Below are 23,370 nucleotides of genomic sequence, written 5' to 3' on the forward strand. Positions count from 1 at the left end.
GCAGTATAATGAGACTTGCGCCACAATCACTGGCGACAGGATATGCCAAAGGCCACATCGTGTGAGCCGAGGAGAGAGCGGATGAAGAAGACGGTAGAGAGAATCTACCGCGTGGGAGCGATCGTCCTGATCCTCGCCCTGACGCTGAGCATGGCCGGATGCGGCGGGCGAGCGACCCCCACGCCGGAGCCACGCACGATCCAGTTCATCCTGTACAACCAGCCCGGGGAATTGCTGACGGCCTATCAGCGATTGGCGGATGAGTTTCACACCGCCCATCCCGAGATCACCGTCGAGCTGAAGCCCGTGTCCGGCTCCGCCAGCCTGCGCTCGGCCTTGAGCGCGGGCGCGGATGCCGTGCTCTCCTGGGGATGGGCGATCAACGACGTCGGTGATCTGCGCCCATTGGATCCGTTTATCGAGGCGGATTCACCCGACTTCCTGGACGATTACCTGCCCAAGGTCCTGGACTCCGTGCGCTACCAGGGGCAGCTCATGGCCCTCCCGGTCGATCTGGACGTCCTGGTCCTGTACTACAACAAGGATCTGTTCGACCAGGCGGGGGTTCCCTACCCTCCACCGGATTGGACGTGGAGTGATTTCGTGGCGATCGCCCAGGCCCTGACGCAACCGCTTCCGGACGGGGGGAAACAGTACGGGTTCTACCCCGCGGGCGCGCTGCCAGATTACCTGGCCTTCGTCGCCGAGGAGCTGGCGGCGCTATGGGGGGATGACCTCCTGAACCCGCAGACGCTACGACTGGACGGCGAGCCGGTGATGCGCGCCATCGAATGGTACACAAACCTGGCGCTGGTCCACGGCGTGATGCCCACGCCGGATGAGCTGCGTCGGCAGACGGGCGATCCCATCGCATTGGGGCGCGCCGGCATGTGGCTGAACTGGATGTCCCAGCGCGGCGGGCGTTGGGACGCCGTGCCCTGGCAGTTCCGCTGGGGGGTGGCCCCCCTGCCGAAGGGGAGCTCCGGACGCACCATCGCCCTCCTGGCCATGTACGTGATCCCGACCTCGGCGACGCATCCGGGAGACGCCTGGCAGTGGATCTCCTTCCTGTCCCATCGCTTCGAGCAGACCAGCGGCCTGCCCGTGCGACGCTCCCTTCTGGAGGATCCCGACTTCCAGGAGAAGCTCGGGGTAGAGCAATATGACGTCTTCGTCAAGGCGGCCATGGATAGCGTCGTCGTCGCGCCCGGCCCCGAATTCGACATCTACGCGGTCGCCCTGGAGCGGGCCGTGCGCGAGATCCTGGAGGGAGGGCGCCCCGTCGAGGACGCGCTGCGGGACGCCCAGCGCCGTGTAGATGCGGCCGGCGGGTGAACGCCGCATCCGTCTATAAGCCTATAGGAAATAAGCTGTAGTTGAACAGCTTATGAATACCGTGAGGAGGTTCCGTTCCATGATACGGCGAGCAGCGCGCTTTGCTGCACTGGTGATGACCGTGATAATGGTGACGAGCTGTGCCCTACTGCCGACAGGGCGCTCTCGTGCACCCGCGCGAGAGGAGCCAACGCCCACCCCCATCCCCACTCCCATCGTGCCCACAAAGCCCACCTATCGGGTGCAGCGGGGCGAGGTGGTCAAGAAGCTCACCTTCACAGGCCGCATCGCGCCGGTCCTTGAGAAGGAGCTTTACTTCCGCACCAGCGGCCGTGTGCGCCACGTCTTCGTCCAGCGCAACGATTTCGTCAAGGCCGGCCAGGTGCTGGCAGATTTAGAGATCGATGATCTGGAGCGAGAGCTGACCTCCGCCCAGCTTGAGCTGGAACGGGCCCAGGTGCGGTTACAAGAGGCGGAGCGCGAGCTGCAGAACCAGATCCGACGGGCTCAGGTCAATTTGGAGATCGCCAAGCTGAGCCTGGAGGCGGCCAAGGCCCAGGATCCCACGCCGCGCAAGGCGCAGGCGGAGGCAGACCTGGAGAAGGCCCAGATCACGTTGCAGCGAGCGCAGGAGGAATACAACGCGATCGCCTGGCGCAACGACCGGGCTGCCACTCAGCAGGCGGCCGCCCTACAACAGGCGACCTTGAACTACCAAAAGGCCAAGGCGACCTATGACCTGGTCCTCCAGGATATCGCGGCTTACAAGTACCAAGTCGCCATCAAAGAGCGACAGGTGGAGCTGGCCCAGATCGCATTGGATGAGCTCAACACGGGCGTCGACCCGCTCCTGAAGAACGACGTGGAGCGGGCCCAGTTGAAGGTGCAGAAGCTGGAGGCGGCCATCGCCGACGCGCAGATCATCGCCCCCTTCGATGGGCAGGTGCTCTCGATCAGCCTGACGGAAGGCCGGCCGGTGGATGCCTTCAAGCCCGTGGTGGTCGTCGCCGATCCCAGCGAGCTGGAGATCAGCGCCGACCTGACCAGCACCCAGCTCCAGGACCTGGCGGAGGGCATGCCGGCCACCATCGTCCTGGTCAGCCGCCCCGGCGAGGAGCTGGAGGGATACATCCGCCGCCTGCCGTACCCCTATGGCGGCGGTGGGCGCACGGAAGGGCTCGATGAGGAGGACAAATCGACCCGGGTGGCGCTGAAGACCTCGGCGGCCGAGGCGGGCTTTGAGCTGGGAGACCTGGCACGGGTGACCGTCGTGCTGGAGCGCAAGGAGGACGTGCTCTGGCTGCCGCCGCAGGCGGTCCGCACCTTCGAAGGCCGCCGGTTCGTGGTCGTGAAGGAGGGCGATGCGCAGCGACGGGTGGATGTGAAGGTCGGCATCCAGGGTGAGGATCGGTGGGAGATCGAGGAAGGTTTGACCGAAGGACAGGTCGTGATAGGGCAGTAGCGGTATGAATATACTTCTACGCACGTGGGCGATCTTTGTCGTAGCCACGAAACGCCTGCTCTCACAACGCGGGCTGGCGCTGGCGACGGCGCTGGGATTGGTCGTCGCCGTCGCATTGGTGATGAGTGTGCCCCTGTACGCTGACGCGGTGTACTACCGCATCCTGCGTCAGGAGCTGTCCGGCGGGGAGAACGTGCCGGGTGGGAGCACGACCCGGCCCCCCTTCGCCTTCATGTTCCGATACCTCGGCGCCTGGCACGGCCCCGTACAGTGGGAGGATGTCCAACAACTCGATCAATACCTCACGGAGCACACGGAAGCCTCCCTGGGGCTGCCGCAGAAGCTGATGGTGCGGCACTTCAAGACCAACAACTTCCGGCTCTTCCCGCAAGAGGATATCGCCTACGCCGACACCAAGCAGCCTCTGGCCTGGGTGAGCTTCGCCTTCGTCAGCGATCTGGAGAAGCACATCACCCTGCTGGAGGGCAACTTCCCGGCCGTCGCCGAGCCCGTGGACAATAGCGTGGTGGAGGTCCTGGTCAGCGAGCCTCGCGCGCTGGAGCTGGGCCTCCAGGTCGGCGAGACCTACATCGCCTTCGACCGACGCGGCACCCAGGGCGGCCGAAGCATCCAGATCCCTGTCCGGATCGCCGGCGTCTGGAAGGCCACGGATCCCGATGAGGAATACTGGTTCTACAAGCCGGCGGCGCTGGAAGATCTGCTGCTCGTGCCAGAGAGCACCTTCGCCGGGCGCATCAGCCCCTACCTGGAGGACGAGGTCTACCTGGCGCTGTGGTACTTCGTCATGGACGGCTCCAACGTTCACTCCAGCGATGTGGGCTCGTTGCTCACCCGCATCACCGCGATGCAACAGCGCGTGGCCGCCCTCCTCCCGAACACGAGCCTGGACGTATCCCCGACGGACGCCCTGCAGCGATATCGGAAGGCGGCCTCATTGCTCACGATCCTACTCTACGCCTTCAGCGTACCCATCATCGGGCTGATCCTGGCGTTCGTGGGCCTGGTGGTGGGACTGACCGTGGGAAGACAACGCGGGGAGATCGCCATCCTGCGCAGCCGGGGGGCGACAGCCGCACAGGTGGTTGGGATCGCCACTCTGGAGGCGTTGCTCCTGGGGGTGATAGCCCTGGCCCTGGGCTCCCCCGTGGGCGAGATGATCGCCCACGTCATCGGGAAGGCGCGCAGCTTCCTGAACTTCACGGCGCAGTCCGATCTTCGGGTGGGGGTCACGATGGCATCCCTGCGCTTCGGCGCGGTGGCCATCGGGCTGGCCCTGGTGGCACAGGTGATGCCTACCATCGGCGCGGCCCGTCACACCATCGTGACCTATAAACAGGAGCGAGCGCGCATGCTGCGCCCGCCCTGGTGGCAGCGAGCCTGGGTGGACATACTGCTGTTGATCCCCGCGGCCTACGGCGCATATCTGCTGCGCCAGCAGGGAAGTATCGCCCTGCCGGCAGGCGGCGGGACGATGGTAAACGATCCGTTCCAAAACCCGCTGCTCTTCCTGGTCCCGGCGCTGGGCATCTTCGCGCTCACGCTCTTCATCCTGCGCCTGCTCCCGGCCATCATGTCGGCCATCGCCTGGGGCGCCTCCCACATCGGGAGCGTAGGGGTGCTCCTGGCTGCCCGCCAGCTCTCCCGCACCCCCGGGCTTTATACGGCCCCGCTGATCCTCCTGGTGTTGACGCTGAGCCTGTCCGCGTTCACCGCCTCGCTGGCTCAGACGCTGGATAACCATCTGTACGACCAGATGTACTACAAGTACGGCGCGGACATGAGCCTCGTCGAGCTCGGCGAGAGCACGGAGACGAGCGGCGGAGGCTTCGGGGCCCTCGGCGGCGGGGGAGGAGGCGGCGGGGGCGAGGCCACCACCCCCGAGGAGGAGGAGGGGCCGCGTTGGCTCTTCCTGCCGGTGTCCGAACACCTTAAGGTGCCGGGCGTTCAGGCGGCCACCCGGGTGGGCCGTTACACGGCCACCACCCGGCTGAGCGGGGGAACGCAGAAGGGCGTGTTCATCGGCGTGGACCGGGTTGATTTCCTCAAAGTGGCTTTCTGGCGATGGGACTTCGCCCCCTCATCGTTGGGCTCTCTCATGAACGCGTTGGCCATCGCCCCGGAGGGCGTGCTGGTCCCGCGGGACTTCATGGCGATCCACGCCTTGAATGTGGGAGACACGATTCGCGTCTCTGTGGATACCTATGGGCAGCGCACCGAGATGGATATGAAAGTCGTGGGGATCATCGATCTCTTCCCCACGTGGTACCCCGAGGAGGATGGCCCCCTGTTCGTGGGGAATCTGGAGTATCTCTTCGAGCAAGCGGGGGGGCAATTCCCATACGACGTATGGCTAAAGACGGATCCCAACGCGGATTACTATCAGATTGCGGAGGGGGTACGTGATCTGAACCTGCGTCTGCTGGACTGGAGGGCTCCGCTCCTGGAGGTCGCAAAGGAGCAGCAGCGCCCGGAGCGACAGGGGCTCTTCGGCCTTCTGTCCGTCGGCTTCGCCGCTGCCGCCCTGCTCACGGTGCTGGGATTCCTGCTCTACGCCCTGTTCTCGTTCCGGCGTCGCTTCATCGAGTTGGGGATCCTGCGAGCCGTCGGCCTATCATCCAGCCAGATGGCGGTGTTCCTGGCCTGGGAGCTGGCCTTCCTGATCCTCACGGGGCTGGTGGCCGGCACCGCGCTGGGCGCATGGGTCAGCGAACTGTTCATCCCCTATCTGCAGGTGGGCAGCGGCCCCTCGGCCCGCATCCCACCCTTCCTGGTGGAGATCGCATGGCCCGCCATCCTGCGCATCTATGCCCTGTTCGGCCTGCTGTTCGTCGTGGCCCTCGGGGCGCTCGTGGCACTGCTTCTCCGCATGAAGATCTTCCAGGCAGTCAAACTGGGTGAGACGGCGTGATATGGCACAAGAACCTTTCATTATCTGCGATAATCTGGTAAAGATTTACAAGGTCGCCGACCTGGAGGTGGTGGCCCTGCAGGGGCTGGACCTGGTCGTGGCCCCCGGCGAGCTACTGGGCATCGTCGGCGCCAGCGGTAGCGGCAAATCGACGCTCATGAACATCCTGGGGGGGCTCGACCGTCCATCGGCCGGGCGGGTCTGGGTGGACGGCTACGACCTGCTCAAGCTCTCGGACGCCGAGCTCAACCGCTACCGGAGGTCCAAGGTGGGGTTCGTCTGGCAACAGGGCGCCCGAAACCTGATCCCCTACCTGAACGCGCTGGAGAACGTCATGCTGCCCATGACGCTGGCGGGCGTGACGGGCCGGAAGAAGCGCCAGCGAGCGGAGGAGCTGCTGGAGGCGGTCGGGCTGGCGGAGCGTCGCCATCACAAACTGGCTCAGATGTCCGGCGGCGAGCAGCAGCGCGTGGCCATCGCGGTCGCCCTGGCCAACAATCCCTCCCTCCTCCTGGCGGACGAGCCGACCGGCGAGGTGGACTCGGCGACGGCACTGACGATCTACCAGACGTTCCAGGACCTGAACCGAGAGTTCGGGCTGACCACGCTGATCGTCAGCCACGATCCGGGCATCGCCCGACACGTGAACCGGGTCGTCGCCATCCGGGACGGCAAGACGGCCAGCGAGACGGTGCGCCAAACCGTGGCGGCCGTCTCGCCCGAGGGCGACCTGGTTACGGAGGGCGAGGGCCAGGAAGAGGAGATCTTCGAGGAGCTGGTCGTGTTGGACTCGGCCGGCCGGCTGCAAGTCCCCAAGGAATACCTGGAGCACTTTGGCATCAAGGGGCGCGCCCGCCTGGAGATGACGGAGGAGGGGATCCTGATCCTCCCGGCCCCGCAATCCGCCTACACGCAGGCCGCGGAGACCCCCGTGGCCGACCTCGTACCGACGTCCCGGTCCGAGAGGCGAGGTTTGCGCAAGCTGTTCAGCCGTTGGCGGCGTGATGGCCAGAGCAGGAGGGAGTCTTGATGGTCGAAGCGATGAACGTCGGCGCCAATGGATACATCGTGGAGACGGAAGATCTGTGGCGCGTGTACAAGGTGGGATCCCAAGAGGTCCCGGCCCTGCGAGGCGTCAATCTGCACATCCCCGCGGGACGCTTCGTGGCGCTGAAGGGCCGATCCGGCAGCGGCAAGACCACGCTGCTCAACTGCATCGGAGGGCTGGATCAGCCCACACGCGGCGTCGTACGCGTGTTCGGCCGTGATCTCTCAGAGCTAAACGAGCGGCAGCTCACCCAATGGCGGCGTGAGCGGGTGGGATTCGTCTTCCAGTCATTCGGCCTGCTGCCCACGCTCTCCGCCTACGAGAACGTGGAGCTGATGTTGCGCATCGCCGGCGTGCACGGCAGGGAGCGCCACGACCGCACGCTCTACTGCCTCAGCCTGGTCGGCCTGGAAAAGTGGATGCACCATCGCCCGTATGAGCTGTCGGGCGGCCAGCAGCAGCGCGTGGCCATCGCCCGGGCGCTGGCGAATAATCCCCAACTGATCCTGGCCGACGAGCCCACCGGCGAGCTGGACAGCGTCACCGCCCGGGAGATCCTGGCGCTCTTCCGGCGCATCGTGGAGGAAGAGCACGTCACCCTGCTGATGTCCTCACACGATCCCCTGGTGGACGAGTACGTGGATCAGATCCTACAACTTCGAGATGGCCAGATCGTTCAGGAGTCATGAAGACCTCTCATTTGCCACGCCAGAGAAGCCCGGGCACCGTCCCGGGCTTCTTTTCCTGTTCGCCAACGCCCTCCACGCCTTGTGGAAACCTCTTGGCGGGACGACGGAGCTGTGGGATCTAGGGGCACTGGCGCTGGCAGCGCTCGTCTACGCGGCCCTGCCGTGGCCCTGGGCGGCGATCCCCCTACTCGCCCTCGGCTGGCTCATCGTCCGATCGCCTGGGCCGGGATTGGCAGCCATCGCCCTGGCCACGCCATTTTACTACACGCAAAAACCGCTTGGGGGCACATGGCTCTCCCACGCGGAGGCCCTGGTCATAGCCGCGCTGATCTGGACGATTCCCTGCTGGCGCCGCCTGCGAGGCCGGCTGTGCGCGCTGGACGGGGCGGTCCTGGCCTTCGTCGCCGTGGGTGGGGCGGCCGCGTGGATCGCGCCGGACCGAGGGGACGCATGGCTGGCATTGCGGCGACTGATCCTGATCCCCGCCGGCCTCTACCTGCTATGGCGTCTGCTTCCCGTGGACCGCAAAGGGATGCGCTGGGCGGCGGGGGGCCTCATCGCCGGCGGCACGCTGGTCAGCCTGATCGGGTTGGCCGGGTACGCCAGCGGCAACGTGGTGATGGCCGGGAGGATCCCCCGGCTGCGATCCGTCTACTATTCCCCCAATGAGGCCGCTCTGCTCCTGGTACGCATCTGGCCGCTGGCCGCCGCCCTCGCGTTGCACTCCGCTGGCCGATGGCGACGGCCACTTCTCCTCGCGACGGGGGTGATCCTCATGGCGCTGGCGCTGACGTTCTCGCGCGGCGCGTGGCTGCTGGGCGTGCCTGCCGGGCTCGCGGCGCTGTCCCTGCTCCAGCGCCGCCGGTGGGCCGGACCATGGCTACTGGGCGGAGCGCTGCTCGCCGCCCTGGTGGCGCTGAGCCGAGGCGGCAGCACGGCATTGCGCCCGGAGGTGTGGCAAGCCGCCTGGGCCATGTGGCGGGATCACCCCTGGCTGGGCGTCGGGCTGGATGGCTTCCAGTGGATCTACCCACGTTACATGGCGCTGAGCGCCTGGCGAGAGCCGCTGCTATACCACCCGCACAACCTCGTCCTGGAGCTGGGGACCTGGATGGGGCTCCTGGGGCTGCTGACCGTCCTGGCGATGGGGTGGACATGGGCCGGGCTGTGGCGCAGGGCAACCGCCGCGCACCCATCGCCGGTGCTGTCCGGTCTGGCGGCCGGATGGATCGCGGGGCTGGCACATGGGATGGTGGACGCCGCCTTCTTCCTGCCGCATCTGGCGTTCATGACCATGATCACCCTGGGGATGACGGCGGCATATGCGAATAGCCCCGAGCCCCCAAATGGCTCGGAGCCCGGCCCATACCCACACGCGTGACCGCGGGGAAGGCTTTGCTATCATAGATGTTTGATGGCATAATATCAAAAGGAATCGCAACCCCACAACACAGAGACCAGAAGGTTCGAGTAGTCTCCGGAAAAAGATCGCGACAAGGATCCTACACACGCAGAGAGCTTTACACGACGCGGTCCGCCCGCCGCAGAGCGGATCCGTCCTCGCTCAACGGAGAGACTACAGAAACCCGATCACGGATTTCGTAGAGGCGACTTCTGGCCCATGGCGGGCCGCTCTGGTCTCCCTCTCGAGAACCATCCACCCCGTGCAAACAAACGATATATCCCCAGGAGGTTCCCATACGGGCCACTGGAAGCGCTCCCCCTTGCAAGGAGGTGATGCCTATCGCCCGACCGCCAGAGATGCGCGCTCACTCAGTCCATGTGTCATGTCAACCGTTGATTTGGCCGCTCACGACGGCCGAATCGACCTCTCTCCCGTTCGTCGTGTAACTGAGGAGGAATCGACATGAAGAAGATCGTGTTGCTCGTTAGCATCCTCGTCATGGCCTCGATCCTGCTTTCCGCCTGTGCCGTACCCGCGGCCACCCCGGTTGTCGAAACCAAGGTCGTGGAAAAGGTGGTCACCCCCACGCCGCCGTCCAAGAAAGGCGGGACCTTCGTCACGAGCATCAACGGTGACCCCACATCCCTGAACGGCATCCTGGCCAATGATGGGGCCTCGCTGAGCGTGATCGGCCTGAACCAGAACCCGCTGATCCTGGGAGGGGAGAATTGGGGCACCATCGTGGCCGGCGATCTGGCCGAATCATGGGAGGTCTCGGAGGATGGCACGGAGTGGACCTTCCACCTGCGCAGGGACGTGAAATGGCACGACGGCGTCCCCTTCACGGCTGACGACGTGCTGTTCACCTTCCAGGCCCTCCAGGATCCTGATGTCCAGGCCGCCAGCTTCCGGGAGCGGTTCTTTGAGGGCGGAGAGCCCATCAAGTTCGAGAAGGTGGACGACTACACGGTCAAAGCGACCCTCAAACAGCCCATCGCCTCCTTCGCCACCAACATCACCGTGCCCATCATCCCCAAGCATATCCTGGAAGGCCAGGACATCAACACCGCCGAGTTCAACCAGAAGCCCATCGGCACGGGCCCCTTCAAGGTCGTCGAGTGGCGTTCGGGGGAATCCGTGGTTCTGGAGGCCAATCCCGATTTCTACCGGGGCGAGCCCTACCTGGATCGCTGGGTCATGCGCATCCTCCCCAGCTCCGACGCCGCCCTGGTAGCGCTACAGACGGGAGAGATCGACTTCGGCGAGATCTCCGGGAAGGACGTCCCCAAGTTCCTCAACAATCCCGATTTCCGGGTCTTCACCCGGACTCGCGACCTGTGCGATGTTCTCCTCTTCAACAACGCCCGCCCTTACTTCCAGGATAAGCGCGTGAAGCAGGCGTTGATGTACGCCCTGGACCGCCAGGCGCTGCTGGACACGGCGATGCTCGGGTATGGCACCCTGGCCGATTCGCCCTTCAACCAGCCGGTGTTCGTCTACCAGGAGGGCGATCTGCCTCAGTATGAATTCAACCCGGACAAGGCCAGGGAGCTGCTCAAGGAGGCCGGCTGGGAGGATACCGACGGCGATGGCATCGTGGATAAGGACGGCGAGCCCTTCAAGATCGAGCTCGGCGTGTTCACCGTCGCCGCGATCCACCAGCGGATCGCCCCTCTGGTCCAGGCCTGGTGGCAGGACATCGGCCTGGATGTCACCATCAAGAACGTGGATGTCGCCTCGTTCTTCCAGGCAGCCTATAAGCCCGATATCGAGAAGCCCTTCGATGTGCAGTTCACGGTCTGGGGCCTCTTTGGAGCCGATCCCGACCACTACGCCGCCACCTATGCCCCGGAGAGACAGGAGTTGAGCTTCATCAACTTCTACAACGAGGAGATCAAGCAACTCTTCGACGAGGGGCGGGTGACGCTGGACCTGGAGAAGCGAAAGCAGATCTACGAGAAGGCGGAGCGGCTGCTCTGGGATGAGTTGCCCGTCCTCCCGCTGTTCTACCGCCAGACGATCTACGTCGTCAACAATCGGGTGAACATCGACGAGGCGGAGCTGGATCCCGGCCGGCTGCCTCCGTTCCGATATCCGGAGAAGATCTACATTCAGAAGAAGTGATTACGATCGCGGCAGAGACGTAGCAGGGGCGAGTCTGGGGCTCGCCCCTGCCTGCCGAGGAGGACAATACCTGTCGCAACGGCAGGCGCCGATGACTTTTCGCAGGACGCCAGCTCACGGCCTGGATAACCCACACCGCGGAGGTCCTGTATGGGACGGTATCTCATCCGTCGCCTGGTGCAGATGATCCCTCTCCTGTTCGCCATTTCGATCTTATCCTTCCTGATCATGCATCTGGCCCCCGGCGATCCCACGGCCATGTACATGGACCCGACGAAGGGAGCCGGGAACAACCCCGAGACACTGCAGCGGCTTCGGCGCCAGCTCGGGTTGGACCAACCGCTCTACGTCCAGTACTGGAAGTGGTTGACCAACACCCTGCGAGGTAACTGGGGGTATTCCTTCATCAATCGACAGCCGGTGCTGGACAACATCATGGCCCGCCTGCCCAACACCCTCCTCCTGGGCGGGGTGGCCATGACCATCGCGCTGCTGGCGGCCATCCCTATCGGCATCCTGTCGGCGTCCAGGCAGTACAGCCTGTTCGATTACACGGTCACCGGCATCGCTTTCTTCGGCATCTCCGTGCCCCCCTTCTGGCTCGCACTCGTGCTCATGCAGGTGTTCGCCAATCACCTGGGGTGGCTGCCCGCCGTGGGCATGCGCTCGGTCCGGGAGCAGCTCAGCGGCTGGCCGGCCGTCGTGGACGTCATCAAGCACCTGATCATGCCCGCCACGGTGCTGGCAATGCCCTCACTGGCGGGTTGGATGCGCTATATGCGCTCCAGCCTGCTGGAGGTCATCGGAGCGGAGTACATCCGCACCGCCCGGGCCAAGGGGCTGAAGGAGCGGGCCGTGATCCTGCGCCACGCCCTCAAGAACGCGCTGATCCCCATGATCACCCTGCTGGGCCTCTCCCTGCCGGTGTTGGTGGGCGGCGCCTTCATCATCGAGACGGTCTTCGGCTGGCCGGGCATGGGCCGGCTGGGTGTGAACGCCATCCTGGCCCGGGATTACCCTCTCATCATGGGCGTCACCATGATGTCCTCGGTCCTGGTGATCCTGGGCAACCTGCTGGCCGATATCGTTTACGCGTGGGCAGATCCCAGGATCCGGTACCAGTAGGGGGAACGATGATCCCTGGCGCACGGAAGATGAGCTTCGCCGAGGATCGGCAGGCCATACGCAAGCCGGAGAGCCAGGCCGCCATGGTCTGGCGCCAATTCCGCCGTCACAAGCTGGCGCTGGCCAGCGCCTTCGTCTTGATCCTCCTGTTCCTGGTCGCCATCCTGGCCGACGTTATCGCCCCTTACGATCCCAATCAGGTCAATCCACAGCTGGCCCGGGGCTACCCTCAACCGCCCAGCGCCCAACACTGGCTGGGGACCGACGAGCTGGGGCGGGATTACCTGTCGCGGGCGATCTCGGGGGCGCGCATCTCCCTCTCCGTGGGGTTCGTGGCCGTCGGCATCTCCATCGTCATCGGCGTCTTCCTCGGATCGCTGGCCGGTTACCTCGGCGGCCGGGTGGACAACCTGATCATGCGCGTGGTGGACGTCTTCCTCTCGGTCCCGGCGTTCTTCCTGATCCTGACGGTAAATGCCTACCTGCCGCCCAGCATCTACAACGTGATGGTCGTCATCGGCCTGTTCAGCTGGATGGGGGTCGCCCGGCTGGTGCGGGGGCAATTCCTCGCCCTCAAGGAGACGGAGTTCATCACGGCGGCTCAGGCGGTGGGAGTGCCCGGCTGGCGGCTGATCACGCATCACCTGCTTCCCAACAGCATGGCGCCGGTCATCGTGGCCGCCACGCTGGCCATCCCCGCGGCGATCCTCACCGAGTCGGCGCTCAGCTTCCTGGGGCTGGGCGTGCAACCGCCGCAGGCCAGCTGGGGCAGCATGCTGGAGAGCGCACAGATATGGCTGACCGAGGCGTGGTGGATGTGGGTGCCACCGGGCGTGCTGATCTCCATCACCGTGCTGGCGTTCAACTTCGTGGGCGACGGCCTGCGCGACGCGCTGGATCCATCCCTGCGCCGCTAAGGACGCGCCAAGGGAGTACCTCTCCTGCCATGGCAGGGAGCGAGGCGGCAAAATGAGACGTCGTTCGTCCATCGTCGCATTTCCAGATCAAAGGACACGAGGATATAGATGAGCGTAGAGGCTATCCTGCTGGGCGTCGCCCAAGACGGGGGCGTGCCCCACACAGGCTGTGAGTGCGCCCATTGCCGTCGGGCCTGGGAAGATCCGAGCTTCCGTCAGTGGGCGGCCTGCCTGGGCCTGGTGGATCGCGCCCATCGCCAAAGCTGGCTGATCGATGCCACGCCCAATTTCCCCGAGCAACTCCACGCCTTGCGCGAGTTCGTTCCCGACTGCCCCCTGGCCGGGATCCTGCTGACCCACGCGCATATCGGGCACTACGCCGGCTTGATCCACCTGGGTCGCGAGGTCATGGGCACGGAGGAGATGCCGGTTTACGCCACGCCGCGAATGGCCGAGTTTCTCCGCGACAACGCCCCCTGGTCCCAGCTGATCGCGCTGCGCAACATCGATCTTCGAATCCTCACGCCCGGCGAGGAAGCCCGGATCGGCCCGAACCTGCACGTCACCCCTCATCAGGTCCCCCATCGCGATGAGCTGAGCGACACGGTGGCGTTCGTCGTGCGCGGCCCCTCTCGACGGCTGTTCTACTGCCCTGACATCGACTCGTGGGATCGATGGGATCACGATCTGCGCGACTTCCTCACCGAGATGGACATCGCCCTGCTGGATGCGACCTTCTTCAGCGCGGATGAGCTCCCGGGCGTCGACATGAGCGTGGTCCCGCATCCTCCAGTCGTCGATACCGCCGACCGGGTGGCCGGGGTCGACTGCGATGTGTGGCTGATCCACCTCAACCATACGAACCCCCTATTGGCCCCCGGGCCGGAACGATCCTGGGTGTCCGAGCGAGGCCTCCATGTAGGGGCCGCGGGCGAGCATTGGCCCCTGGGATAGGCCCCGCCGATCGTCTCTCCCCAGATCTCCCCACATAATGAGGAACATCATTGCCCGGCGCCCCCAAATGGGCGAAAAGAGAGTCAGAGGGGAGGGATCATCGGATGACGCGTGACACAGCGAGGGGCATCCAGGAATGGGGACAGGCCCTGGTAGCGGGCGCCATCGCGGGCGCGATGGCCTGCCTCAGCTTCGTCGTGTTGATGCTCCTGTTCCTGCTTCTGGGCGGCGCGGTGCAATCCCTCAGCTTCGCACGCACGGGCGCCATCGGCGGCCAGGTGCGGTCGATCACGGAGGTGCTCATCGCCGGATTGAGCGCCAGCCTGGCCAATGCGTGGCGATTCCTCTGGCAAGCCCGCATGGGAGCCGCGGCGTTGGCCGCGCTCGGCATCCTCTACGCGCTGACAGAGCGACTCGCATGGCGGCGGGGCTGGGTCTACCGCTGGAGCTATACCTTCGCCGCCTCGCTGTGGGCGGTGACAACCCTGGTGGTCACCGCCCAGCTGTGGCAGCGAGCCCAGGTGGCCGTCTGGGTCGTGGAACATCCGGGGGCCTTCTCCATCGCCCACCTGCTCCTCAGCAGCCTGGGAACGCTGTATCTGCTCGGGGTGGGGGCGGCACTGATCGTCGGATACTTCACCTGGGAGGCGTGGCGCTGGTGGTACATGCGCCTGTTCGCCCTCAGCCGGGCGGAGCGCCCCCGAGAGGCTCCACCCGGGCCCCAGCTGGATCAGGACGTGAGCTGGAGGGAATACACCGACAGGTTGCATCGCCTCAAGCGGGATCAGCCCACCGGCGAAGGAGCCCTTTCCAGCGAAGCAACCCTCGTCGGCCGCGATGTGAGAGCGCTCCTCCTGTACGGCAGCGGCATGCTGCTGGCGATGGTGTCCCTGTGGTGGGCGACGACCGTCTATCAGGCGGTAGGCCCCCGGGTGTCACGAGCGACCGTGTGGGTGGAGCCGGAAGCCCCACACGGCGTCCTGCCCATTGCGATCGACAGAGCCGCCCACCGTGCGAACATCTCCAACATCCACGGCGAGGGCCGGGTGCGCGTGTGGCTGGCGAAGGATGCGGAAGGGACGCAGGCGGTCCGCTCCGGGCAACCGCTGATCCTGACAGACGATCCCAAACAGATCACCGACGCGACCATCGATCTGCAAGCGCTGCCCCCAGGCCGCTACTATCTGCACATGGAGCTAGAGGATCCCCAATCGGCCGGGGGACAATTGCGGCTGGCCGTTCTGTATGACAGCCTCCCCGCAACGCGGCCGGTCGCGCTATGGGCGGGAGCCTCCCTGGGCGCCATGCTGAGCCTGGGATTCCTGCTCGCCCGCGAGTGGCTGAGCAGTAGATCCTCCGCGCCCTAGTTAGGGCGCGTGGGGCGTGTGGCTGCATACGAGGCGCCCTCCCGTTGGGCCACGACGACGTCGGCATCCCCTCCCACACCCCACATCCTCGTGCATCTCCCTGAAGAAATCGGCACGAAATACAGTATTATTTATTTGTCATCCGAGACTTTCGATGGCATAATGTGTTCGTACCATGACCCTGGTGTCCAGTAAACGACATCCATGAGCAAGAGGAGTTAGAAACCACTCCGCTGGGAGCATACCATGCCACCGCATGGGCAACCCGAGCTCGGGTCACTCGCTTCAGATGCATTTCTCTGCCTCGACTCCTACCCAAGTCATCTACCCGGAGGATCGCTCGCACGGTATAATTGAGAGAGCGCGGTTTTACCTCTAGCACCGTCCCAGGAGTCCCATCACCGAACGCCTCGAACACACGCCCCCTGGACGGCACACCACGCGCATCATCCGATCATCGACAGCTCCGCACCTGCGCGTCAGGATAGGACGCGCTAGATCCATGACCAGGACGAACGGGGCATGGGGGGCTCCCCCCATAAAGACCTTCACGAACCACCTACAAAGAGTATCTGACGTAACAGCTACAGCGGGTTTGCCGCCGCACTCTGAAAGGAGCATTTACGATGAAAGTGCGAGTACTCCCCCAGCAGATCCTATCGGCTCTCAGCGTCATCGCGATCGTCAGCATGATCGCGATCCTCCTGATGGCCCACGGAGGGGCTTCGGCATCCAGCCCTCCGCCGGGGGACGATGGGAACCTGCCCCAAATCGCCCTCCGTCATGCTTCCCGGTCTACCCAAACGTTCGTCCCTGGTCGGCTGTTGGTCAAATTCCGTCCGGACCTCCCCTTGGCCCGGCGGGAGGCACAACTGGCCGCCGAAGGGGTGGTCTTCCGCGAACACCTGGACCTGCTGGATGTCGAATTGGTGGATGTGCCGGTCGGGCGGGAGCTGGCCCTGGCCCGACAGCTGGAGAGCGATCCCACCGTCCTGTACGCGGAGCCCGATTACATCGCTCATGCCCTGACCACCGAGCCCAACGACACCTACTACGCCGACTATCAGTGGAACATGCCGCATATCGGGCTGGAGACGGCCTGGGATACCACCACCGGCTCGTCGAGCGTCATCATCGCCATCATCGATACGGGCGTAGACCTCACCCACCCCGATCTGTCCGACAAGCTGGTCTCCGGCTATGATTTCGTCAACGGCGATAGCGATCCCAGCGACGACGAGGGGCACGGCACCCATGTGGCCGGCATCGCCGCCGCGACGACGAACAACAGCCTCGGCGTGGCCGGCGTATCATGGGGCAGCAAGATCATGCCCATCAAGGTGCTGGACAGCAGCGGCAGCGGCACCTATTCCCAAATCGCTCAGGGCATCCAGTGGGCGGCCAACAACGGGGCCAAAGTCCTCAATCTGAGCCTGGGCGGCACCTCGTCCAGCAGCACGCTGGAGGACGCGATCAACTACGCCTACAACGCGGGCTGTATCCTGATCGCGGCCGCCGGCAACGAGTACGAGGACGGCAATCCGACGGTATATCCGGCCGCCCTGGACCATGTGATGGCCGTGGGCGCGGTGGGCGACCAGGACGAGCACGCCTACTACAGCAACACCGGATCCTATCTGGACGTGGCCGCGCCGGGTGGTAATCCCTCCAGCTCTTACGACTCGGACCCGAACCACTGGATCTCCAGCACCTACTGGCGAGGTAGCGGCTACAGCTACGCGATGGTCGTGGGCACTTCACAGGCCAGCCCGCACGTCGCGGGCCTGGCCGCGTTGATCTGGTCGGTCAACCCATCCCTGACCAACGACGAGGTGCAGTCCATCATCGAGACCACGGCGGTCGATCTGGGCACCGCGGGCTGGGATGAGACGTACGGCTGGGGGCGGGTTGACGCCGCGGCGGCCGTATCCGCGGCCTCCAGCGGTACCCCCACTCCCACCTGGACGCCCACCCCTCCGCCCGGGGCCACGGACACTCCCACACCGACGTACACGCCCACTCGAACGCCCACCCGGACGCCCACGGCTACTGCCACGCCCGTCCCCGGGGCGACCGACACACCCACCCCTACATCGACGCCGACACGCACGCCGACACCCACCACCCCGCCCGACGCGACGGCGACCCCCACGCCGTTTGAAGGTCCACCCCAGGTCCCCCCTCGCCGAAACAACATGCGGGTCAACCGGGACACCGGCTCCGCCGCGCAGTACAACCCCGCCATCGCCGCGGACTGGAAGGGGCGAGCCTCCGCCGTGTGGATGGATGCGACCCTGGGCGACGCGATCGTCTCCTACAGCTCCATGTTCCTCGGATTGCAGGGATGGCGCTTCCCTCTCCGAGCCGATGACGCGCCGGCGGCGGCCACGGTGATCGATCCAAAGGTGGCCCTATTCGGGCGCGATCACGTGGTAGCTGTATGGGCAGACGACCGGGACGGGGATATGGACATCTACGCGGCCAGGCTGCTCCCGGCGCCCAACGGCTGGGGGGCGGCCCAGCGGGTGAACGACGACCCCGGAGCCGCTCGCCAGGGCAAGCCGGCCGTCGCCATAGACAGCCACGGCACAACCTACGTGGTCTGGGAGGACTGGCGCAGAGGAGAGGATCAAATAGAGCTCCGTTGGGCCAGACAGACCGCCGGCGGCTCCTGGACGCCCAGCCAGCCCGTGGGGCCGCAAGGCGCCAAGAACCAGCGAAACCCCGCGATAGCGGTGGATGGGCGAGGCAACGTCCACCTGGTCTGGGAAAGCCAGGACCCCGCCCACCCCGGGATCTACTGGGCCATATTGCGCCCCGGTAGCACCATCTGGCGGGGATTCCTGCTCGTGAACGACCCCCTGGCAGACGGCGTGCGGCCGCCCCGACACCCGGACGTAGGCGTGGGCGGAAACGGCACCGTCTATGCCATCTGGCAGGATTTCCGCAACGGCGAGGACGACCCGGACATCTACGGGGCCCGGCTGCTCCCCGGCGGGGGCACCTGGGAGGCGGATCGACGGGTGAATCACGATCCGGTGGGCCATGTGCAACGGGATCCAGCCCTGGCCGTCACAGCCGATGGGATCGCCTTCGCCGTCTGGACGGACGAGCGCAACACGACGGAAGCGCAGCCGGATCCGGACATCTTCCTGGCCACCTACCTGCCGTGGCGGAACGAGTGGACCGGGGATCTCCGTATCAACGACGACCCGCCCGATCTGCCGGCGATACAGGAGGATCCCGACATCGCCGTGGACGGCCACGGGAACGGATATGTGGTCTGGGTGGATCACCGTCGGCCGGACACCGCCCCGGACATCTACTCGGCCTTCGTGCGGACCCGAGGAACGGAACGGATCTACTTGCCGATCCTTCTGCAGGAGACTTCCTCCTGACGGGGGAAGCCCCTCGCCCTCCATGTCCCCGTTCCTCCGATCGCCTCTCCCCACGACGTCCACCGTGGGGAGAGGCTTCCTTTTTGGATCGACGATTGGCAAGGCCCATCTCGGCTGGCGCCCCCGCCCCAGACATCGTATAATGCGAAGGCCCGCATCCCGACTACCGCAGAACGATGGGAGGAAGCCATGCCACGTTACCTCATGGCCCTGGATCAGGGCACGACATCATCACGCGCCATCGTCTTCGACGAGCACGGCCAGATCGTCTCCGTAGCCCAAAAGGAGTTCTCCCAGATCTATCCGCAACCCGGCTGGGTTGAGCACGACCCCGAGGAGATCTGGGATAGCCAGATCGAGGTGGCACGGGAAGCGCTGGATCGGGCAGGCCTGCACGCCCGCGATCTGGCTGGCATCGGCATCACGAACCAGCGAGAGACCACCATCGTCTGGGACCGCGAGACCGGCAAGCCGATCCACAACGCCATCGTGTGGCAGTGCCGTCGTACCGCCGCCATGTGCGATGATTTGCGCGCTCGAGGGCTGGCGGACGCCATCCGCCAGAAGACCGGCCTGGTGGTGGACGCTTACTTCTCCGGCACCAAGATCGCATGGCTGTTGGACAACGTGCCCGGCGCCCGGGCCCGGGCTGAGCGTGGCGAGCTGGCCTTTGGCACGGTGGATACATTCCTCATCTGGCGGCTGACGGGCGGCCGGGTGCACGCCACGGATTACTCCAACGCCAGCCGCACCATGATCTTCAACATCCACACCCTGGACTGGGACGACGATCTACTGCGGGAGCTGCGTATCCCACGGGCCATGCTCCCAGAGGCGCGCCCCAGCTCCGGCGTGTTCGGCGAGAGCGCGCCGGATGCCCTCGGCGCCGCGGTGCCCATCGCGGGCGTCGCGGGCGACCAGCAGGCGGCCACCTTCGGCCAGGCGTGCTACACCCCGGGCATGGCCAAGAACACCTACGGCACCGGATGTTTCATGCTGCTCAACACCGGCGAACAGGCGGTGCCCTCCCAGCGCGGTCTGCTGACGACCATCGCCTGGGGGTTGGACGGGCGCGTCACGTACGCCCTGGAGGGGTCTATCTTCATCGCCGGGGCGGCGGTGCAGTGGCTACGGGATGGGCTGGGGATCATCGCCACCGCGGCGGAGACGGAGGAGCTGGCCGGGTCCGTGCCGGACACCGGCGGCGTGTACTTCGTCCCCGCGTTCGTGGGGCTGGGTGCCCCCTACTGGGATGCCTACGCCCGCGGCGTGATCGTGGGGCTGACGCGCGGGACGACCCGGGCGCACCTGGTGCGGGCCACGTTGGAGGCCATTTGCTATCAGACGCGGGACGTGGTGGACGCCATGGTGGCGGATGCCGGGGTTCCGCTGCAGGCGCTGAGGGTGGACGGCGGCGCCGTGGCCAACAACCTCCTGTGTCAGCTTCAGGCGGACCTGCTGGGCGTCCCCGTGCAGCGGCCGGTGGTGACCGAGACCACCGCCTTGGGCGCGGCCTACCTGGCGGGGCTAGCCGTGGGCCTCTGGAGCGGTCAAGAGGAGATCGCCGCGCAGTGGCAGGTAGATCGGGAGTTCAGCCCCGACATGCCGGCCGCCGAGCGCGATCGGCTGTACGCCGGATGGCAGCGGGCCGTGGAGCGGGCCAAAGGTTGGGCGGAGACCTCAGAGGCGTGATGATTCATGTCAACCGCTAACATCTCCGGGGATCTCCGACCGGACATCACCCGGCGCGGGCTTCGAACGGTCCGCGCCCTGTATTTCTTCCTCTTCGCGGCGGTGGGGGCCATCTTTCCCTACCTCAACGTATACTATCGAAGCATCGGCCTGAGCGGCACACAGATCGGATTGATCGGCTCCCTGCCGCCTTTGACGGGGATGATCGCCGGACCCCTGTGGGGCATGCTGAGCGATCGGCTGGGGGCGACGCGGTGGCTGCTGGTGTTGGCGGCCATCGGATCCATGGCCGCCGTGTTCGGATTGTCCCTGGCGCGCCAGTTCATCTGGCTGCTTCCCTTCACGGCCGCGTACGCCTTCTTCAGCAATCCCATGATGCCGCTGCTGGACAGCACCACTCTGGAGCTGCTGGAGGGACATCGCGAGCGCTACGGCCGCCAGCGGCTGTGGGGCTCGATGGGGTTCGTGATCACCTCCTGGGTGTTCGGCAACGTGCTGGAGCAGGTCGGCCTCCACTGGCTATTCCTGGGCTACATCGCCCTCATGATGGGCGTGCTGATCGCGGCCTTATGGCTGCCGGATCGCCGCACCCGGCTGCAGAGCCCATTGCGCAGCGGGATCGCCCGGCTGGTTCGCCAGCGGACGTGGGCGCTCTTCTCCATCAGCCTCATCGTGTTGGGGCTGGCCAACAGCGGCATGCACAGCTTCCTCAACATCTATATTAAAGAGGCCGGCGGTGATGAAGGGTTGATCGGCGCGGTGTGGGGCATCGCCGCGCTGACGGAGCTGCCGGTGATGTTCCTGGCCGCCCCGATCATCGCCCGGATCGGCACCCGCCGCACCCTCGCCATCGCCTACGCCCTGTACGCGGTGCGCTGGCTATTGTACGGCATCATGCCGACGCCCCAATGGGCCGCCCCCATCAGCCTGCTGCACGGCGTCACCTTCGGGGCGCTGTGGGTGGCTGGCGTGGCCTACGCAGATGCCTTGGCCCCCGAGGGGCTGAAGGCCACCGCCCAGGGGCTCTTCTCGGCCACCTTCTTCAGCCTCTCCAGCGTGATCGGCACCCCGATCAGCGGCTTCCTGTTCGATCGCATCGGCCCGGCGACTTTGTTCCAAAGCTACGCCGTGCTGGGCCTCATCGCGTTGGGGATCCTATGGTGGGGCACCCGGGGAACCGAACGAGACGCCGGAGAAACGCTCGATGTCCAGGGAGGACCCGCCTGAGCACACAGCCTGCTCCCCCGGCCCGATCACGCCATCCTTCAGAGCGTATCTGAAAATTTACCGGCGAGATGTCTGAGGGGTTTCCCTCAACGACCAGTTCCACAGGGGGAGGTGTGGAGGGGTCCTCCCCTCCACGGGAAACCCACTTTTCCGGCCTGCACCTGCCTTTCTCGGCCCTTCCTGAAGGGCTCAGGCCGAGGCCAGGCAGGTCGAAGGCATAAAGAAGGGCTTTTTCCGGAGGGGCTCCGCCCCTCCGGACCTCCCCGCAGCAGAAGCAACGGCATTTTTTCAGACGCACTCTCACAACGGTGGTGTATCTCTTTCAGTGGAAACACAGCGGGGAGCTTTGAGGGGCACCCCTCCCAAAGAAGCTTCCCGCACCTCCCCTGCGGGCTTGCGATGGGCCTGGCGAAATTCCCACCACCTTTAGCCACAACAACCGACTGGTCAGATCCCCAGCGGTCAGTATATAATAGGTCCAATCGCCCGCCCGCGCGGGCGATATCACGGCGGTGTCCCCTTTCCACGGGAGAGCACACCGACGGGAGGAAGAGGGTATGGGGTTGCTGAAAAAACTGGCCGCTCTTTTCGGAAGCGGCGGGGCGGCCGGCGTCCATGACAACGCGTATTGGGTGTATGTGCGCTGCAACCGATGCGGCGAGGTGATCGCCACCCGCATCAATCTGGCGAATGATCTGAGCGTGGAATATGGCGAGGACGAACGTCCCAGCGGCTACTATGTGCGTAAGCTCCTGGTGGGGACGGGAGCGCGGCGTTGCTACCAGCAGGTAGAGGTCGAGATCCGATTTGATGCCAGCAAACGGCCGGTCACTCAGACCGCCCACGGCGGGACCATCATCACCCGTGAAGAATATGAAGCCGAAGCCGATCGATGATCCTGCGCCTGGATCTGCACGTCCATTCCTCTCACTCGTATGATTGTCTGGTGCCACCCCGGCGGATCATCCACCTCGCCCGGCGGGCGGGCTTGGACGGCATCGCCCTCACGGATCACAACGAGATCGCAGGGGCTCTCCAATTGATGGACGAACAGCACGACGACACCTTTCGCGTGATCCCCGGAGAGGAGATCACCACCCGGGATGGCGAGATCATCGGCCTCTTCCTGCAGGAGCGCATCCCGCCGGGGCTTCCGGCGGCGGAGACCGTCGCCCGGATCAAAGAGCAGGGCGGCCTGGTATATATCCCCCATCCGGTCGCCCGAGGCGTGCCTCCCCGACTGCGCTGGCCCGTCCTGCTGGACCTGCTGCCGGAGGTGGACATCATCGAGGGATTCAACGGGCGGATCCCACTGGCCACGGATGACCACCGGGCACGCTCGCTGGCCCTGGCCCATGGGAAGGCGATCGGGGCCGGCAGCGACGCGCACTTCCCGTTCGAGTACGGGCGGGGGTGGGTGGAGATCGAGGACTTCCGTACCCCCGGTGAGTTTCTGGAACGCCTCCGCCGTGGGCAAGCGTGTGGATACCGCAAGACCCCCTACTGGGTCTCCGGCATCACGTTCACGCTCAAGCGCATCCGACTCGCGTGGCTGACTCTACAAATGCATCTGAAAAACACACCACGAAGTCACTAGGAGCGTGTCTGAAAATTTACCGGCAAGATGTCTGAGAGTCTCCCTCAACTCCAGCTCCACAGGGGGAGGTGTGGAGGGTCCTCCCCTCCACGGAAATCCCA

16 protein-coding genes are annotated in these 23,370 nt (G+C 65.3%); all 16 read left to right on the plus strand.

Features of this window, described 5'->3' with window-relative positions; translation table 11 throughout:
- Positions 1–81: 81 nt before the first annotated feature.
- Positions 82–1,335 (plus strand): extracellular solute-binding protein, encoded by a 1,254-nt coding sequence (locus GXP39_04725; protein ID NOZ27343.1) that lies wholly within the window; start codon positions 82–84, stop codon positions 1,333–1,335.
- Positions 1,336–1,414: 79 nt separating this feature from the next.
- Positions 1,415–2,797: an HlyD family efflux transporter periplasmic adaptor subunit gene (locus tag GXP39_04730; GenBank protein ID NOZ27344.1), complete on the plus strand. Its 1,383-nt coding sequence runs from the start codon at positions 1,415–1,417 to the stop codon at positions 2,795–2,797.
- Positions 2,798–2,801: 4 nt separating this feature from the next.
- Positions 2,802–5,726 (plus strand): FtsX-like permease family protein, encoded by a 2,925-nt coding sequence (locus GXP39_04735; protein NOZ27345.1) that lies wholly within the window; start codon positions 2,802–2,804, stop codon positions 5,724–5,726.
- Position 5,727: 1 nt separating this feature from the next.
- Positions 5,728–6,756 (plus strand): ABC transporter ATP-binding protein, encoded by a 1,029-nt coding sequence (locus GXP39_04740; protein NOZ27346.1) that lies wholly within the window; start codon positions 5,728–5,730, stop codon positions 6,754–6,756.
- 11 nt (positions 6,757–6,767) lie between these two features.
- A complete protein-coding gene (locus GXP39_04745) occupies positions 6,768–7,463 on the plus strand; it encodes an ABC transporter ATP-binding protein (protein NOZ27347.1) in 696 nt (231 codons plus the stop codon).
- 79 nt (positions 7,464–7,542) lie between these two features.
- Positions 7,543–8,844 (plus strand): O-antigen ligase family protein, encoded by a 1,302-nt coding sequence (locus GXP39_04750; GenBank protein NOZ27348.1) that lies wholly within the window; start codon positions 7,543–7,545, stop codon positions 8,842–8,844.
- Between the two features lie 486 nt (positions 8,845–9,330).
- Positions 9,331–10,992: a hypothetical protein gene (locus GXP39_04755; GenBank protein NOZ27349.1), complete on the plus strand. Its 1,662-nt coding sequence runs from the start codon at positions 9,331–9,333 to the stop codon at positions 10,990–10,992.
- A gap of 150 nt (positions 10,993–11,142) precedes the next feature.
- A complete protein-coding gene (locus tag GXP39_04760; GenBank protein NOZ27350.1) occupies positions 11,143–12,117 on the plus strand; it encodes an ABC transporter permease in 975 nt (324 codons plus the stop codon).
- Between the two features lie 29 nt (positions 12,118–12,146).
- A complete protein-coding gene (locus GXP39_04765) occupies positions 12,147–13,034 on the plus strand; it encodes an ABC transporter permease (GenBank protein ID NOZ27351.1) in 888 nt (295 codons plus the stop codon).
- 108 nt (positions 13,035–13,142) lie between these two features.
- Positions 13,143–13,988: a pyrroloquinoline quinone biosynthesis protein PqqB gene (locus GXP39_04770; GenBank protein NOZ27352.1), complete on the plus strand. Its 846-nt coding sequence runs from the start codon at positions 13,143–13,145 to the stop codon at positions 13,986–13,988.
- 104 nt (positions 13,989–14,092) lie between these two features.
- Positions 14,093–15,355, plus strand: coding sequence for a hypothetical protein (locus tag GXP39_04775; GenBank protein ID NOZ27353.1), 1,263 nt, complete (start codon positions 14,093–14,095; stop codon positions 15,353–15,355).
- Positions 15,356–15,981: 626 nt separating this feature from the next.
- On the plus strand, positions 15,982–18,753 hold the full coding sequence (locus GXP39_04780) for a peptidase S8 (protein NOZ27354.1): 2,772 nt from the start codon (positions 15,982–15,984) through the stop codon (positions 18,751–18,753).
- Positions 18,754–18,942: 189 nt separating this feature from the next.
- Positions 18,943–20,445 (plus strand): glycerol kinase GlpK, encoded by a 1,503-nt coding sequence (gene glpK / locus GXP39_04785; protein ID NOZ27355.1) that lies wholly within the window; start codon positions 18,943–18,945, stop codon positions 20,443–20,445.
- A gap of 6 nt (positions 20,446–20,451) precedes the next feature.
- Entirely contained in the window at positions 20,452–21,672 is a 1,221-nt protein-coding gene (locus tag GXP39_04790; GenBank protein ID NOZ27356.1) for an MFS transporter, read from the plus strand.
- Positions 21,673–22,247: 575 nt separating this feature from the next.
- Positions 22,248–22,568, plus strand: coding sequence for a hypothetical protein (locus tag GXP39_04795; GenBank protein NOZ27357.1), 321 nt, complete (start codon positions 22,248–22,250; stop codon positions 22,566–22,568).
- Positions 22,565–23,269 carry a PHP domain-containing protein gene (locus GXP39_04800; protein ID NOZ27358.1) on the plus strand — a complete coding sequence of 235 codons (705 nt, stop codon included), beginning with the start codon at positions 22,565–22,567 and terminating at the stop codon, positions 23,267–23,269. The genes GXP39_04795 and GXP39_04800 overlap by 4 nt, the downstream gene beginning before the upstream one ends.
- Positions 23,270–23,370: the final 101 nt, after the last annotated feature.

It is taken from the genome of Chloroflexota bacterium (assembly GCA_013152435.1).
In the GTDB taxonomy this organism is placed as follows: Bacteria; Chloroflexota; Anaerolineae; order DUEN01; family DUEN01; genus DUEN01.

Coding starts and splice junctions, on each gene's coding strand:
- GXP39_04745 (NOZ27347.1), top strand. CDS start 6,768: ATGAACGTCGGCGCCAATGGATACATCGTGGAGACGGAAGATCTGTGG.
- GXP39_04780 (NOZ27354.1), top strand. CDS start 15,982: ATGAAAGTGCGAGTACTCCCCCAGCAGATCCTATCGGCTCTCAGCGTC.
- GXP39_04740 (NOZ27346.1), top strand. CDS start 5,728: ATGGCACAAGAACCTTTCATTATCTGCGATAATCTGGTAAAGATTTAC.
- GXP39_04735 (NOZ27345.1), top strand. CDS start 2,802: ATGAATATACTTCTACGCACGTGGGCGATCTTTGTCGTAGCCACGAAA.
- GXP39_04760 (NOZ27350.1), top strand. CDS start 11,143: ATGGGACGGTATCTCATCCGTCGCCTGGTGCAGATGATCCCTCTCCTG.
- GXP39_04800 (NOZ27358.1), top strand. CDS start 22,565: ATGATCCTGCGCCTGGATCTGCACGTCCATTCCTCTCACTCGTATGAT.
- GXP39_04770 (NOZ27352.1), top strand. CDS start 13,143: ATGAGCGTAGAGGCTATCCTGCTGGGCGTCGCCCAAGACGGGGGCGTG.
- GXP39_04765 (NOZ27351.1), top strand. CDS start 12,147: ATGAGCTTCGCCGAGGATCGGCAGGCCATACGCAAGCCGGAGAGCCAG.
- GXP39_04725 (NOZ27343.1), top strand. CDS start 82: ATGAAGAAGACGGTAGAGAGAATCTACCGCGTGGGAGCGATCGTCCTG.
- GXP39_04730 (NOZ27344.1), top strand. CDS start 1,415: ATGATACGGCGAGCAGCGCGCTTTGCTGCACTGGTGATGACCGTGATA.
- glpK (NOZ27355.1), top strand. CDS start 18,943: ATGCCACGTTACCTCATGGCCCTGGATCAGGGCACGACATCATCACGC.
- GXP39_04775 (NOZ27353.1), top strand. CDS start 14,093: ATGACGCGTGACACAGCGAGGGGCATCCAGGAATGGGGACAGGCCCTG.
- GXP39_04790 (NOZ27356.1), top strand. CDS start 20,452: ATGTCAACCGCTAACATCTCCGGGGATCTCCGACCGGACATCACCCGG.
- GXP39_04755 (NOZ27349.1), top strand. CDS start 9,331: ATGAAGAAGATCGTGTTGCTCGTTAGCATCCTCGTCATGGCCTCGATC.